This window comes from Megasphaera sp. UBA4233 (genome assembly GCF_002395615.1).
Taxonomy (GTDB): Bacteria; Bacillota; Negativicutes; order Veillonellales; family Megasphaeraceae; genus Megasphaera; species Megasphaera hexanoica.
Genome location: NZ_DGXL01000021.1, coordinates 22,948 through 38,876, shown reverse-complemented (window position 1 = coordinate 38,876; position 15,929 = coordinate 22,948). Strand labels below are relative to the sequence as shown.

Below are 15,929 nucleotides of genomic sequence, written 5' to 3'. Positions count from 1 at the left end.
GCATTTCGCTTCGTGGAGCGGCCTCTTCGTCGTATCAGGAATTACGTTGTAGGAGGTTCTTTTTCATCCATAATGGCTTCGGCTCCGCGGTCTCCCGTACGGATACGGACGGCATCTTCGACGTTGAACACGAAGATTTTGCCATCGCCCGGTTCTCCCGTCTGGCAGATGCGCATGGCCGTTTCGATGACATCATCGACAGGGACTTCGCAGACAACCGTTTCTACTTTAATATGAGGAAGGAGGTTTACCTGGTATTCCTTGCCCCGGTATACTTCGATATGGCCTTTCTGTGTACCACAGCCATAGACCTGGCTGACGGTAATGCCCATGACGCCGATAGCGTTCAGGGCGGCTTTGAGTTCATCCAGTTTGCTCGGACGGGTCACGATGTCTATTTTTGTAATTTTTCTCATATATAATCACTCCTGCATTGGGATATATATCTATTATAGCATCAGCTGAGGGATTGTTTGTTAAGGAGATACATGTAACACGTCTTGGGATCGTCATGCCAATCCCGCAGCTGATGCGGCAAAGACCAGTGCTTGGGTAAGGGTGTGACACTGGCCGTTGCTGTCCATATTATAATGTCTGCTGCGTATAGCCGCGTTCGCCGTGTTCGTTGATATCGAGTCCGACCACTTCTTCATCGGCGTCGACGCGGAAATTCGTGAAGAGGCTGATGATTTTATAGAGTATAATGGATCCGATAATAGCCAGCGCGTACGCAACGACTGTCGAAATGACCTGTGCCATCAAAAGATGGGCATCGCCATAGAAAAGGCCGTTGGCCCCGTCCGGATTGACTTCTACCGTAGCCCAGAGGCCAGTGGCGATGGAACCCCACGTGCCGCCTACACCGTGGATGCCGAAGGCATCGAGGGCGTCGTCATAGCCCAGACGATTCTTGCAGACGGCAACGGCCAGATAGCAGATGATGCCGCTGATGGCACCGATATAGAGAGCCGGAAGGGGGGCGACGAAGCCGGCAGCCGGCGTAATGGCTACGAGACCGGCGATGCAGCCCGATGCGGCTCCCAGGACGGTCGGTTTGCCATTGATGAACCATTCGATGAGGACCCAGGAAACGGTGGCAGCAGCCGCTGCGGCCTGGGAACAGATAAAGGCGTTGGCTGCCAGTGCGTTGGCACCGAGAGCACTGCCGGCATTAAAGCCAAACCAGCCAAACCATAAGAGTGTTGCGCCCAGGACGACCATGGGCATATTGTGTGGAATAATAGGATATTTGCCAAGCCCGCGGCGCTTGCCGACGAGCAGGCAGAGTGTGAGCCCCGATACACCAGAAAGAATGTGGATGACGAGGCCACCGGCAAAATCAAGTGCGCCGAGCTGGGCCAGGAAACCGCCGCCCCAGACCCAATGAGCCATGGGATTGTAAATGAAGATAGCCCATAAAAGGATAAAAATGCAGAAAGCACGGAATTTGACCCGTTCGGCAAAGGCCCCGGTAATCAGAGCCGGTGTAATGACGGCGAACATGCACTGGAATGCGACAAAGGCCAGTTCGGGAATCGTACCGCCGGAAAGGCACTGCATGCCCACACCGGCCAGCCCGATTTTGTCCAGGCTTCCGATAAAGCCGTGAATGTCGGTACCAAATGTCATGGCATATCCCAGAATAATCCATTCGACAGAAATCATGGCGACGATGAAGAAGCTCTGCATAATCGTCGTCAGTACATTTTTACTGCGGACCATACCGCCATAGAAAAAGCCAAGACCCGGGGTCATGATGAAGACCAGGGCTGCGGAAATCAGTACCCAGGCCGTATCCCCCGTGTCGATGGTTCCGCTCCCGTCAGCAGCCAGTGCAGTAGGCGCTATGAGCAGGAACCAGGAAAACAAACACCAAAATTTTTTCATACCTGTCACCCCTCTGGTTGACTGCAAAAGAAAGAGGTCCTGCACAGCACGTGGAGGTTGGTGCTGGCAGGACCTCTTTGTCCCCTCATACAGACAAGCCTGTTACTTCCCCTCGAAATGACCTGCCTGCTCTTATTCTATTGCAGTACGAATAAATAATTACCAATAGAAAAACAGAAAAGCCCGGCTATGACACACTACGGTGTGTGCATAGCCGGGCTTCATCGCCCTGTGTTCTATTGATGACATTCATTATAGTTGTAAATACAGGGATTGTCAATAAATTTTTATGAAAGCAACCAACTTTTTGATAGTTTTATCGTGAAATGAACTGGCTGTCCGGTCAACTAGGGCAGCAGACCGGCTTTGTTCCCTGTTTCCCGCCAGACGCCGAAGTTTCTTTTCTGCTGCAAATGTTGAACTGTCAACTGGTAATCACTTTGTATTACGGTCAGGACAAGTTTCTGGCATAGTATGTCTCCAACGGTCTGGCTGTCAGATAGCAGACGGCTGCTCTATTTCTGGCAGAAGGATTAGAAAAAGTTCTGCATTATATACTATATGTGGGGGAGTCTGGAAGAGAACCGGGAATTTCCTGGTATGAACCGGTCTGACAAAAACGCGCCAGTTGGTTCTATTTTTTGTGGCTTTCCCGTCCCACATCCCATAAGTATATACAAAAGTATACTATCGGCAGAACATGTTTTGTTATATACTAAAATTATAAAAGGGGAAGAACGTTGAAATCTATCTCCTGTCCATATCGGGACGGAAGAAATGAAAAGAAACGGTAAATTTACCTGAGTGAATATGAGGAAATCCCACTTGTGACAAAAAATGCACTTTTAATGACACGAAGGCCTTTCGAAGGAAAAGTACATGATATAATGCAAGTGCAATGAGAAATGACGGATGCTCATATCATATATCGAAAGGAGGTATACTATGCTGAGGATTGCCCTTTGTGACGATATACCGGAACAGCTGGATATCATGGAAAACGCCGTGCGTACTTATTTTGCAGACAGCACGTATGAAATCAAAATTTCCCGGTATGATAATGCCATGCTGTTTCTGGATGCCTTTGAAGAAGAAATGAATTTTGATATTGTACTGCTCGATATCTGTATGCCTGGTATGCTGGGAACCGATGTCGCAACAGAAATGCGAAACCAGAAAAGCCGGGCGGAAATCATCTTTCTTTCGACGAGCGATGAGTTTGCAGTCGATGCCTTCGGTGTCCAGGCCGCGCATTACCTCGTCAAACCGTTTACACAAAAACAGTTTGATCAGGCTATGAACCGGGTCATGGAAAGCATCCGGCAGCGGCATAGCAAAAAAATCATTTTCCGTCTTGTCGGGGGCGGCATACAAGTGGAAGAAATCAACGATATCCTGTTTGTAGAAAGTAAAGGCCATATCCAGAAGGTATATACCCACGATGGGGCGGTTCTGGAGACGCGCCAGGCCCTGGCACAGCTGCTTGCGACACTGGATTCCATTTCTCCCGGCCAGTTTATTTCACCGGGCAAAGGGTATATCGTAAATCAGGCGGCCATTCACGTCATCAAAAGCGATTATATCGAAATCCAGGGATATCAGATTCCGCTGGCAAAACGGAAATACTGCCAATTCCAGGAAGAATATTTCAAGTTTATTTTTAAAAAAGAAGCATAAAAATTCTGAAAAAACAGATTTTTTGTGAGGTCTTATTTTTGTACGCAAATTTAGGGTTATAGATGAATTTTTATACAGAAAGGGGGCGAAAACATGAATAAAATATTTAAAGTCATCTGGAGTAAATCAAGAAATTGCTACGTCGTAGCTTCAGAATTAGCCAAAGGAACGAGCAAATCCACGAGCACGGGCCGTATGGCGAAACGGGCTGTACTGGCAGCCGTAGCAGCTTTATTGATTAGTCCCCTCGGAGCGGGATATAGCTATGCAACCATTAGCTCGGCGACAATAAATGATACGCAGGTCATTACGGGTACGCAAAGAGATGTGGATAATCTGGCTGGTACGGTAATGAAAGCTACCAATAATGCAAGAGATATTGGAGATTTGAAAACCGCTATGCAGAGCGTCGAAACTGAATTAGCCCAGCATCAGAGCGTCATCGATAACTTGGGAACGGATAAACTGACTCTTTCTTCGGACAATACATTACAGAAAGAAACATATGACAGCGCTACAAAAACCACAACGACGACGGATGTAACGGGATTGAAGGTTGCTGGTCCGGTTTCTGCAAAATCAGCTAGCATTTCGGGAACGCTGAGTGCCGGTGGTGCTGTGAATGCAGGAAGTGTTAATAGCCGGGGAAATATTACAGCCGTAGGAACCATTGCTGGTCAGACGGTTACGGCTACTGGTACCATAAAAGGGAAAGACCTGATTGGCACGAATAGCATTATTTCTCAAGGAACCATTGCGGCAACAGGAAATATTTCGTCTCAGGCGACGGTAGGTGCTAAGGAAATCGTTTCCCAGACCAATATTACCGCTAAAAATAAAGTCGTCGGCATGCAGGGCGTCGTGGATAATACCCTTACGAGCGGTAATTATGTAACGGCCGGCAATACGGTAGGTGAAAATATCGTTGCACTGGATACACAGGTCAAAGCCAATGCGGATCAGTTTACAACGGATAAGACCAGCACGGCCCTGCATGTTTCCAAGGATGGCAATCTGATTGTAGGGACCAAAGAAAATCAGACCGTCAAAGATCTGAAGATCCGTGGGCAGTTGACATCTGGAAGTATTTCCACTGGTGATATCACCTCTAGTGGTGATGTATCGGTAGCAGGGAAAGTAGAAGCGGAAGCTGTTTACGATGATACAACGAAGACCGGAAACTACGTAGTCCAAACCAATAGTGTGGGGGCTAACCTTTCCGCTCTCGATACCCAGGTTAAATCTAATGCTGATGCTATCACTGCCGAAGCAACGGCCCGTGAAGCTGGCGATACGGCTCTGAACGAACGCATCACCAATGTGAAGGAATATCTGGAAAAACAGACTTCCGACAATTATGTGAGCAAGGCCGATGCCGCCGTACAGGATGGAGCCATCGTGAAAGCCGCCAACACCATCGGTGAAAACGTAACCAATCTCGATGCGGCATTAGCGAAAGAAACAGCAGCCCGGATTGGTGCCGATGCAGCCCAGGACAAAGTTATCCAGCAGGTTAACCAGAATATGGTGGATGGGTTCAATACCATCAACAAGAATATGGCTGATGGATTCACGGCCCTGAGTCAGGCGGATGCCAACGAAGCTGCAACCCGGGAAGCCGCCGATACTGAAATCAAGCAGGCTATGACGGACCAGAAAACCAGCACGGCCCTTCATATTTCCAGCACCGGCGATTTGATTGTAGGCACTAAAGAAAACCAGACAGTTAAAGACATGGAAATCCGTGGAGAATTGACTTCTGGAAGCCTTTCTACTGGTGATATCACCTCTACTGGTGATGTATCGGTAGCAGGGAAAGTAGAAGCGGAAGCTGTTTACGATGATACAACGAAGACCGGAAACTACGTAGTCCAAACCAATAGTGTGGGGGCTAACCTTTCCGCTCTCGATACCCAGGTTAAATCCAATGCCGATGCCATTGCGGAAAAAGCCAATGCAGCTGACGTTTATACGAAGGCTGAAACGGATCAGAAAGTTGATGCAGCAAATACGTATACCTATCGGAAAGTAGCTGCAGAAGAAAAGGCCCGTGAAGCGGCAGATAATGAACTGAACGAACGCATTACAAACGAAGCCAATGCAATCCATGATGAAATCAAAGCAGGGGATGAAAAACTGGATACCCGGATCACCAATGTGAAGGAATATCTGGAAAAACAGACTTCCGACAATTATGTCAGCAAGACCGATGCCGCCGTACAGGATGGGGCCATCGTGAAAGCGGACAAAACCATCGGCGAAAACGTAACCAATCTCGATGCGGCATTAGCAAAAGAAACGGCTGCCCGAATTGGTGCCGATGCAGCCCAGGATAAGGTCATCCAGCAGGTCAACCAGAATATGGTGGATGGGTTCAATACCATCAACAAGAACATGGCTGATGGGTTCACGGCTCTGAACCAGGCTGATGCCAAGGAAGCCCAGGAACGGGCAGCAGCCGATACGGTACTGGATGATAAGATTACGGCAGAAACTTCGGCCCGTGTGGCAGCAGATACCAAACTGGTGGAAGCCGTCAACAGCGGACTGAGCCTGAGCAATGACAATGTCCTGCAAAAGAACACCACTACCATTGACGCCCAGGGCAACGTGACCACCTCCAAGACCGATGCCAACGAAATGATCCTGAACAAGGGCAAGGACAACCAGATCACCCTGAACGAAAATGGAATCAAGGTTGGCACCAACAGCACGGTGGTGGATAAAGACGGTGTCTACACCGGCGGCGATACCTACAGCGAAGCCAAGGCAGCGATGAGCGCTGACGGCAAGATCAAAGGGGCCAACGGGGCTTTCACCGTAGATGAAAATGGAAATGTCACTTCTAGGGCAACCATCACCGGCGAAACCGTAACCGACGGTAAGGGTGCTTCCATGAGCAACGGAACGGTAACCGGCAAGACCCTGACCGATGGGATTGCTACCATCACCAATGGCAACATCAACACCAGCGGTACCATTACCGGCGGCACCGTAACTTCCACGGGCAACATCTCCGCATTGGGTGACATTCACGCAGGCGGTGCCATTACGGGAGCCAGCGCTTCCATCCAGGGCGCTCTCACAGCAGGCAGTGCCACCATTACCGGTGACCTGACCGCCGGCGGTGCTATCCAGGGTAAGAGCATCTCTGATGGCACGGCAACCATGCAAAATGGCAACCTCACTGGTGTGAAGAACCTGAGCGCTGAAACCATCACCACCAGCGGTGATGCCACCATCGGCGGCGACCTGACGGTCAACGGCAAGCTGAATGTGGATGAAATCGACCTGACCAAGAACGGCATTGTAGGGGACAACAACGTAACGGCCAGCACGAAAGTGGCAGCCGGTGAAATCACGGGCTACAAGAAAGCCACCAGCACCAAAGATGGCAGTGAAAAAGAAAGCGCCATCGATTATGATGAAAACGGCACTTCTACATGGGCGAAATCTACCGATGCAGATGGTAACTGGAACAAGAGTACTTTGACTGTAGAAGGCAACGATGTAACGTCCAAGGTTATCGATTCTGAAAAGAACAGCAACCTGTCTACACAGACATCTACTCAGTCACAGAGCACACTGAAGGATAAAGATAGTAACACCAATACAGCAACTCAGAGTGCAACGGAATCCAGTAGTGTCCTCCAAGATAAGGAAGGTAAGACCTCGACGTTCCAACAGCGTGTCGATGAAATCCTGAATCAGATTAATTCGTCTGATACGGTATTCTCCAAGGTAGATCAGAAGGTAGATAACATCTCCAGTGAAGTCACCGATGGAACCAACACGACTTCTTCCACCCAGACTACGACGGATATTACCAATACAGCTTCTAATGGAACCATCACCAATGAGGCAAAAGATTTGGTCAACCATGCTACGGAAAACATGACTAACACCGTTGGCAAAGACCTGACGACCACCGTGGGTGGCGAAATGAAGACCACTGTTACTGGAAAGGTTACGGAAGATTACAAATCCGACCTGGATACCAAGGTGGGCGGAAATGAAACCCATTATGTGGCAGGTAATCAGACCAATACCGTGTCCGGAGACCGTACGGTCAGTGTAAAAGGAACGGAAACAGAAAACTTCAAAGCCCAGGTTACCAACGTTAAGACAGACCAGAGAACTTCTGTAGGCGGAAACCAGACCAATATCGTAGCTGGCAATCAGCAGAATACGGTAAGTGGAAGCAAGACGGAAACGGTCAAAGGTAGTGTCACGGAAAAATACGGCAGCCAGGCAACTACGGTTGACGGTGACCAGAGCACCAATGTAGGCGGAAATCAGTCTAATGTGGTAGCAGGAGACCAGACCAATACCATCAGTGGCAGCAAGACGGAAAGCGTCAAAGGAGCTGTGACAGAAACTTATGGCAGCCAGAGCACTACGGTCAATGGCAACCAGAGCAATACCGTGAAAGGAACCTTGACGGAAACGGTAACTGGTGATGTGACGGAAGACTACAAAGCTAACCTGAGCACTACGGTAGGCGGAAACCAGACCACGACGGTAACTGGTGACAGCAGCCTGACGGCAGAAAACATCACTAACGAAGCGAAGAACAAGATTACCAACAAGGCTATCGATGTAGAAACCGATGCTACCAGCTCCATCGTACAGAAAGTGACGAACGATGCCGGTTCCAATACTTCTACCCAGCTGTCCTATCAGACCAAGGAAGAAATGAGCCAGGCCGATGGCAAGACCGCTTCCTATCTCCGCGGTGCAGCGGAAGAAAAATCCCAGCTGATTGATGGTAGCAACAAGACTACTATCGACACCATTGCCGGTCAGACCAATACCAACATTACGGACGGAACCAATACATCCAACGACTTGCAGAAAGCAGATCAGATCGCTTCCTCCGTAACGGACGGCACCAATACCACCGTTGTGAACCAGGATGCAAAGAGCCTTGCCTCTTCCATCACCGACGGGACCAAGTCCAACAACACCAACAACACCGTAGACAAATCGGAACAGCTGATCAAAGCCAGCGATACCCAGTACAGTGCTACGTCTAAGACAGCTACTAAGATGGAAGATGCCCTGGTAAGCGGCAGCAGCATCATCGACGTCATCAAGAACCTCGACGATGCAGCCAACCCGTTCATCAGCAGCGCCGTAACGGATGGCACCAACAGCACTGGCGTCACCCAGACGGCAAAAGATATCACCAACACGGCTAAGAACGGTACGATCGCCAATGATGCCAAGGATATCATCAACAACGCTACGGAAAACATGACCAACACGGTTGGCAAAGACCTGACCACGACTGTCGGCGGCGAAATGAAGACCACCGTCACCGGCAAAGTCACAGAAGACTACAAGTCCGACCTGGATACCAAGGTGGGCGGTAACGAAACCCATTATGTAGCAGGCAACCAGACTAATACGGTGGGCGGTACTTTGACTGAAACCGTAACTGGAAAAGCTACGGAAAACTACAATGGCGGACTGGAAACCACCATTACCGGTGAAGAAAAGCACACAGTCAATGGCAATCAAATCAATAATATCACTGGTGACCAGACCAATACCATCACTGGAAAACAGTCTACTACTGTGACCGGCGATGTGACGGAAGACTATAAAGCCAACCTGAGCACCACGGTAGGCGGAAACCAGACCACGACCGTAACTGGTGACAGCAGCTTGACAGCAGAAAATATCACCAACGAAGCGAAGAACAAGATTACCAACAAAGCTATCGATGTAGAAACCGATGCTACCAGCTCCATCGTACAGAAAGTGACGAACGATGCCGGTTCCAATACTTCTACCCAGCTGTCTTATCAGACCAAGGAAGAAATGAGCCAGGCCGATGGCAAGACCGCTTCCTATCTCCGCGGTGCAGCCGAAGAAAAATCCCAGCTGATTGATGGTGACAAGAAGACCACCATCGACACGGTTGCCGGCCAGACCAATACCAACATTACGGACGGAACCAATACATCCAACGACTTGCAGAAAGCAGATCAGATCGCTTCCTCCGTAACGGACGGCACCAATACCACTGTTGTGAACCAGGATGCAAAGAGCCTTGCCTCCTCCATCACCGACGGGACCAAGTCCAACAATACCAACAACACCGTGGATAAATCGGAACAGCTGATCAAAGCCAGCGATACCCAGTACAATGCTTCTGTTAAGACGGCAACGACTTCGACGGAAAAACTGGTCAGCGGCAGCATCATCGATATCCTGAAAGATGCCGACAATGGATTTGTCAATACGACTGTCAGCACAAGCGATGGAACTTCCAGCACCAGCGTAAGTCAGGGAAGCGCGGATATCACCAATACGGCAAAACAGGGAACGATTACCAACGATGCCAAGAACTTGGTGAACAAGGCGGAAGAAAAACTGTCCAACAGTGCAGCAGAAATTGAAAACACGGCAACTACCAGCATCAAAGATACGGTAGGCAAGAGCACCGTGACTACGACGACGGATGGCACGACTTTCGAAAATACGGACCACAACACGGCAATCGGCGACGGTTCGATTACGAAGACGACCATTTCCGGCAATACCCTCGAAACGGGCAAAGCGACTATGGATTATGCTGAAGTCATGAAAGACCTCACGGTCGGTGGCACGACCACTACGAAAGACCTGCATGTGACCAACAATGCGACTATTGATGGCACCCTCGATGTAGCAGGAGCCGCAAACTTCCAGGATACGGTCACCGTTGCCAAAGACCTCAGCGTAGGCGGCAATGCCAGCGTATCGGGCAGTGTGACAGCTTCTTCGTACAAAGTTGGCGACAAGACCTATATTGATGATAATGGCATCAACGCCAATAATCAGAAGATCACCAACGTGGCAGCGGGAGAACTTTCGGCCAACAGCCTGGATGCGGTCAATGGATCACAGCTCTATGAAACCAACCGCCGCGTCAGCAAGATGGACAGCCGCATCAACGAAGTTGGTGCTAACGCAGCAGCTATGGCCAACCTCCATCCTCTCGAATTTGACGCCGATTCCAAGTTCAATGTGGCAGCAGCCGTTGGTAATTACAAGAACGAAACGGCTACGGCTCTGGGCCTCTTCTATCGCCCCAATGAAGACGTCATGGTCAACCTGTCCGGTACAGTCGGCTCGGATGACAATATGATCGGCGGCGGCGTAGCGGTCCGCATCGGCCGCGGCGGCAACAAAGCACGGAATAAACAGATGGCGGAAAGCGCAAAATACGTCAAGAATCTCGAATCCCAGGTCAATACCCTGCAGCATCAGATGGATGCCCTCTTGTCTGTCCTCAATCCGAACCTGTCCAAGGAATTCCCCGATGTACCGGAAAACCACTGGGCATATGAAGCCGTATCCCGCCTGGCTGGCAACGGCATCATCCAGGGGTATGAAGATGGCAAGTATCATGGCGAACGCACGATGACCCGCTATGAAATGGCAGAAATCATTTACAAAGCCCTGCAGAAAGGCGCCAAAGCAGAAGCGAAACTGGTAGAAGAATTTAAACCAGAACTGAAAGCTATGGCTGCCCAGAACAAGGCATAACAAACGCTGAATCCCTGCATCGTCAGAGGCGGAAGCAAAAGGCATGACGAACTGCCGCATCCTGAATTTCATTCAGGATGCGGCAGTCTTGTTATTTGGTGAGATATTGTCAATAAGCGATGGGTCATACATGAGATTTCTCCATCTGCAGCATGATGTATCTGCCAAAGGGACGGCTCTTTGGCAAACTAAAACAGACTATCGCAAAATAGCTTTCGTAGCTTACATTGCGACAGCCTGTTTGTTGTTTCTTAGAAGATGTTATGTGTCTGGCAGTGCCAGCCGGATGTAGGTGCTGAACCAGCCCTTTTCGCAGGTACAGATGACATTGGCATGGTATTCGTCCCGGAAGCGGGCCAAGGATTTCATGCCGATGCCGTGGCCCGGGGCATCGGTCGTTGGCAGCCCGTCTTCGTTAAATATGACCGTGCCATCGAAGCGGTTCTTTATGAGAATGTTCAGCATATCTTCCTGACGAACGACGAGAAGCGTCAGGACGCGCCTGCCTTCTGCCTGTTTTTCACTGGCATGGACAGCGTTTTCAATGAGATTGGAAAAGACCATGGACAGGTCCGTGCTGAAGGCCGGACTGCAGTCCGGGATATCGGCCTGGGCCGTGACGGCGATACCTTTGCGTATGGCCGCACTGAGATAAGTCGTAAGGGCGGCATTGACGACCGCGTTTTTACAATACTGCTGCCGTTTGGTCTGATTGAGCTTCAGACCTATGTGTTCAATCAGGGCCAGGGCTTTATCATAGTCGTGATCCGATATGAGGGTTGTCAATTTCTGTAAATATTCCCGTCTTTTTTCGTAAAACTGTTCCATCAATGTCTGTGATTCATTCAGCGACTGGGCGTAATTCTGATTGGACTGGATCTGAGCGGCCAGGGCGTCATTGCGTTCGTGCGTCAAATAAATGGCATCAGCCTGATTGATGCCGGCCCGTACGCTCAGGGCGACGAGCAGGGTAGCGCAGGAAATGATGATTCGTGGCACCAGCATTTCGAAATAGATTACATTGGGGATAGACTGGGTGACAAAAAACAGAGATTCTGCCAGGAGCAGGCAGGGAAGGACACAGATATATTTCCAGTAAACCCGTGTGCTCAGCGCATGGTCATTGCGGAATATTTCATTGAAATACCGGATCAGGAAAGGCAGACAGAGTATATAACTGATGGTGTAAACAAACAGTTCGAGTGGGTAGAGCAGGGAGCTTTCGCTGACAGGTAAGATGCCCAGATGAATGAATACATAGAATACGTAATAGATGAAGGTATGGAGCATCAGCATGAATATGGTGCGCAGGGCAAATACGTAGATATGCCGGAAAAAATAGGGACGGATGATGATGACGGCCCAGATAAAATAGGGAATCCATAAAAGGGAATACAGCTTTTTGAACATGAAAATAGAGTGGGACCACTGCCCGCCGAGAAAGAGATAGATCAGGACCAGTGTTTCTGCCATGAAACAGACAGCGTATCCGGCACACACCCATTTTTTTTGCGTTATGGATAGCAAGGGGGCAAAAGAAGCATACTGCAGATAGGCCGGCGGTACAATGGACAGGGTGAGCAGACAAGTAGTAATGAGTATCCATATCATACGGACGCACCTCCCTTACAGGGAATACGCACGTTGGCGATAACCCATCCCTTCTTGCAGGTATACCGGCCGACTCCCTGATGATTTATTATAAACTGATGCAGGGCCGGTATCACTTCGGCATATGGGCCGTTTTGTGGATGCCCTTCAGCATCCATCAATACCGGGCCGGTCTGACGGTTGCCGATGAGAAGCATGATTGTCGTTTCTGTCTGACGGGCAATGATTGTGATAGACTGCTTGCTTTTATCCTGAGAGCGGCTGACGGCAATCGCGGCGTTTACCAGACGGGCGGCCGCCTGAGCCAGTTCCTGTTCAAAGGGAAGATGCGGCGCCAGCGAGAGGTCTGCCATGACGGGGATACCGTCTTCCCGGGCTTTCTCGATGAGCGGAAGCAGTGTCTTCCGGATACAGGTGTTTTCTCCCCAGTGATAGGGACGGGTCTGAGCCAGTTCCTGCGTGAGCGTTTTCAGTAAGGCCAGTGAAGCTGTATCGTCTTTTTCTTGGATTAATTTGGACAGAAGGCGCAGCTGATGCCGTGTGTCATGGCGGTATATGGACATGCGCCGCTGAGCGGACTGAAGCATCCGCGTATAGTCGGCGAACATTTCCATCTGTGTCAGCAGGGCCGCATTTTCACGCTTGAGTTCGATGGCATAATGCATTTTCCGCGTGCCCAGATACATCGTAATGGCAATACAAATCCCAAACAAGGCCTGCAGTACGCGCGGAATGAGGTATTCGCGGGCTATTGGTTCATTGGTATGGGCCAGAATGGCAGAATATAGGATCAGTGAGACTGGAATCCAGGCGGTGTATTTCCAGAACGACAGCATATCGACCATATGATAGGTGATGAACAAGGAACGGAAAAATTTTAGCAGCAGTGGTGCAAGGATGATATAGGACAGCATGTATGCCATGAGGAACGGAGTAATATGTTGGAAAAATATACTGGGAGGAATGAACAGGAGCTCTACGTTCATAATGAGCGTGAGAAGTGCCACAATATACAGGCCCTGCATTCCCAGAACGAATACATACTGCAGCCGGTATGACGGCACATACAGCAGACCGAGTAGCAGATAAGGGATAGCGTGCAAGGATATGATGTCTTTGAATGAAATCCAGGCGATGCCTACAATACCTTGTGAAAACACAAAAACAACGCACAGGACAATGGCGGCATACATCAGGATAAATGCCTTTGCCAGGCGGCGTGATTGGTAAGGAGCCAGGAGTGGGACAAAGACTCTGTATTGGACGAAAATAGATGGCAGCAGGGCAAGAAGAAGGAGACCGACTGCCAGAGACGAAGAATGCATAGGCACGACCTTCTTTTTATAATTATGAGTATTATGCATATATTATACCAATAAGCCAGATTTAATGTAAAGCCCTGCCGATGTATTGTAAACAATGTGTTACACTTTATAAGCTAATGCTTGTCTGTCAATATTCAACGAAAATTCCTGCAAGTATTTGAAAAAAATAGAAAGAGACCTCTGCGTGGTGGGACGGGGCTTTTTGTGCTGGATAATATAGGCGGTCAGGGGCGCGGGAGAATCGGATAAATACGAATAGGTGAATCCACCCAGCGAAAAAGCATACTGTGCCATTCCCAAAGGAACGATTGACCAACGGCCGCTGTTTTTCAATACTTGCAATGTGAGAGGTGCTCCTGTAAGAAGTGTAGGACTGCTGTAAATATCACTGGGCCAGTGGTCATCATGCCAGTTTTTGAATTCCGGTGTCCAGGGAACATAGATTTCGTCCTGGGGATTTAAATCGGTATTGTCAATGGTCGAAATGCCTTTGTCAGATATGGTACTGGATTTTAATACGACTAAAGGTGTTTTTTTCCAGGGAGTGCAGAGAATATCAGGATATTTGATGTTCCGCCAGGCAATGGCTACGTCGATTTCCCTGCGTTCGAGCAGAGGATATAATTCTGCCGTATGCTCAGTGTGCAGGGATAAATGAATTTTTGGCTGATGATTCAGCAATTTTTGAAATAATGGTGGAAAGATAAAATCATTCAGGTATTGGACAGAGCCAAAGGAAAGAGAAAGTTTTTCTCCTTCTTCTTTGAAGTGATCCAGCTCTTTCCATAAAGCAGCCCAACGGTGGGCGATAGGCATAAAATCCTGTCCTGAAGGAGTAAGTGAAATTTCTTTGATGCCCCGGCCCCGTTCCAACAGAGTAACGCCTAGTTCGGCTTCCAGATTCTGCAGACGGTGGGTAATAGCCGTCTGGGATACGTAGAGCTGTTCAGCCGCCCGGCTGATATTGCGGGTCTGAACGACGGTCAGGAAGGCTTCGATGTCGTGTATATGCATGTGTGATACTCCTTTCAGCAAATATGAAAATAATTGATTATTAATTATTTATTTATTCATTTTACTTTATTATAGCCTGGATATAAAATGATATCAAGACATGAAGCTTATACCGGTAAAGCATTAAACATGAATGCTATTATTTATACACATGAAAGGCGGAAAGAGAAGAATGAGTGTAGGATGCAAAATTATCAAAACGATTGAAAGACCAGATAAATCTTTAGTAGAAGCATTTAAGGGAATGCCTGTAGCCAATATTGATGACTGCATGAACCGTACAGCGGCAGTGCGGTCGGATATCTGCCCATTGAACAAGGCTCCTTTGCTGGGAACGGCGTTTACAGTCAAAGTACCGGAAGGCGATAATCTGATGTTCCATGTGGCTATGGATATGGCACAGCCGGGTGATGTCATCGTCATTGATGCCGGCGGCGATGTGAACCGTGCTATCTTTGGAGAACTGATGATTACCTATTGTCAGAAACGGGGCCTGGCTGGTGTTATCGTAGATGGAGCTATCCGTGATTCCGACGAAATAGCGGCTATGGATTTCCCTGTATATGCTAAAGCTGCGATTCCCAATGGTCCGTATAAAAATGGCCCGGGAGAAATCAATACGGTCATTTCCTTTGGGGGCAAAATCGTCCGCCCTGGTGATATCATCGTCGGTGACGGTGATGGCATCGTCGTCATCAAACCGGAAGAAGCAGCAGATATTGCAGCTGCAACGAAGAAGGTCATGGAAAAAGAAGCGGGGATCATGAAACACATTGTAGAAGATGGCACCTATATCCGTCCCTGGGTAGCAGATAAAGTCAAAGAAATTGGTGCAGAAATAATAGAGTAAATCAAATAATGATGTATGGAGCGTGA

The 15,929-nt window shown here is 48.9% G+C and carries 8 protein-coding genes; 3 read left to right on the top strand and 5 right to left on the bottom strand.

Translation table 11 applies throughout. From position 1 onward, the window contains the following. Nucleotides 1-41: 41 nt before the first annotated feature. Both B2U90_RS07090 and B2U90_RS07085 read right to left on the bottom strand, forming a co-directional pair. The gene (locus tag B2U90_RS07090; protein ID WP_059076561.1) at nt 42-416 is read right to left on the bottom strand and encodes a P-II family nitrogen regulator; all 375 of its coding nucleotides are present in this window, start codon (nt 414-416) and stop codon (nt 42-44) included. 169 nt (nt 417-585) lie between these two features. After that, nucleotides 586-1,887: an ammonium transporter gene (locus B2U90_RS07085; RefSeq protein ID WP_292017485.1), complete on the bottom strand. Its 1,302-nt coding sequence runs from the start codon at nt 1,885-1,887 to the stop codon at nt 586-588. 945 nt (nt 1,888-2,832) lie between these two features. Between B2U90_RS07085 and B2U90_RS07080 the strand changes: the two genes are divergently transcribed. Next, nucleotides 2,833-3,564, top strand: a complete 732-nt coding sequence (locus B2U90_RS07080) for a LytR/AlgR family response regulator transcription factor (protein ID WP_292017484.1) — start codon at nt 2,833-2,835, stop codon at nt 3,562-3,564. A gap of 93 nt (nt 3,565-3,657) precedes the next feature. Beyond that, on the top strand, nt 3,658-11,103 hold the full coding sequence (locus B2U90_RS07075; RefSeq protein WP_292017483.1) for a bacteriophage T4 gp5 trimerisation domain-containing protein: 7,446 nt from the start codon (nt 3,658-3,660) through the stop codon (nt 11,101-11,103). 261 nt (nt 11,104-11,364) lie between these two features. On the opposite strand, the gene B2U90_RS07070 is transcribed toward B2U90_RS07075, so the two are convergent. From B2U90_RS07070 to B2U90_RS07060, 3 genes are all read right to left on the bottom strand, one after another. Beyond that, on the bottom strand, nt 11,365-12,714 hold the full coding sequence (locus tag B2U90_RS07070) for a sensor histidine kinase (protein ID WP_292017482.1): 1,350 nt from the start codon (nt 12,712-12,714) through the stop codon (nt 11,365-11,367). Beyond that, nucleotides 12,711-14,039, bottom strand: coding sequence for a hypothetical protein (locus B2U90_RS07065; protein ID WP_292017481.1), 1,329 nt, complete (start codon nt 14,037-14,039; stop codon nt 12,711-12,713). Before B2U90_RS07065 ends, B2U90_RS07070 begins: the two co-directional genes overlap by 4 nt. Before the next feature lie 99 nt (nt 14,040-14,138). Next, nucleotides 14,139-15,053: a LysR family transcriptional regulator gene (locus B2U90_RS07060; protein ID WP_292017480.1), complete on the bottom strand. Its 915-nt coding sequence runs from the start codon at nt 15,051-15,053 to the stop codon at nt 14,139-14,141. Between the two features lie 172 nt (nt 15,054-15,225). On the opposite strand from B2U90_RS07060, the gene B2U90_RS07055 reads away from it, so the two are divergent. After that, the gene (locus tag B2U90_RS07055; protein ID WP_292017479.1) at nt 15,226-15,903 is read left to right on the top strand and encodes an RraA family protein; all 678 of its coding nucleotides are present in this window, start codon (nt 15,226-15,228) and stop codon (nt 15,901-15,903) included. Nucleotides 15,904-15,929 lie beyond the last annotated feature (26 nt).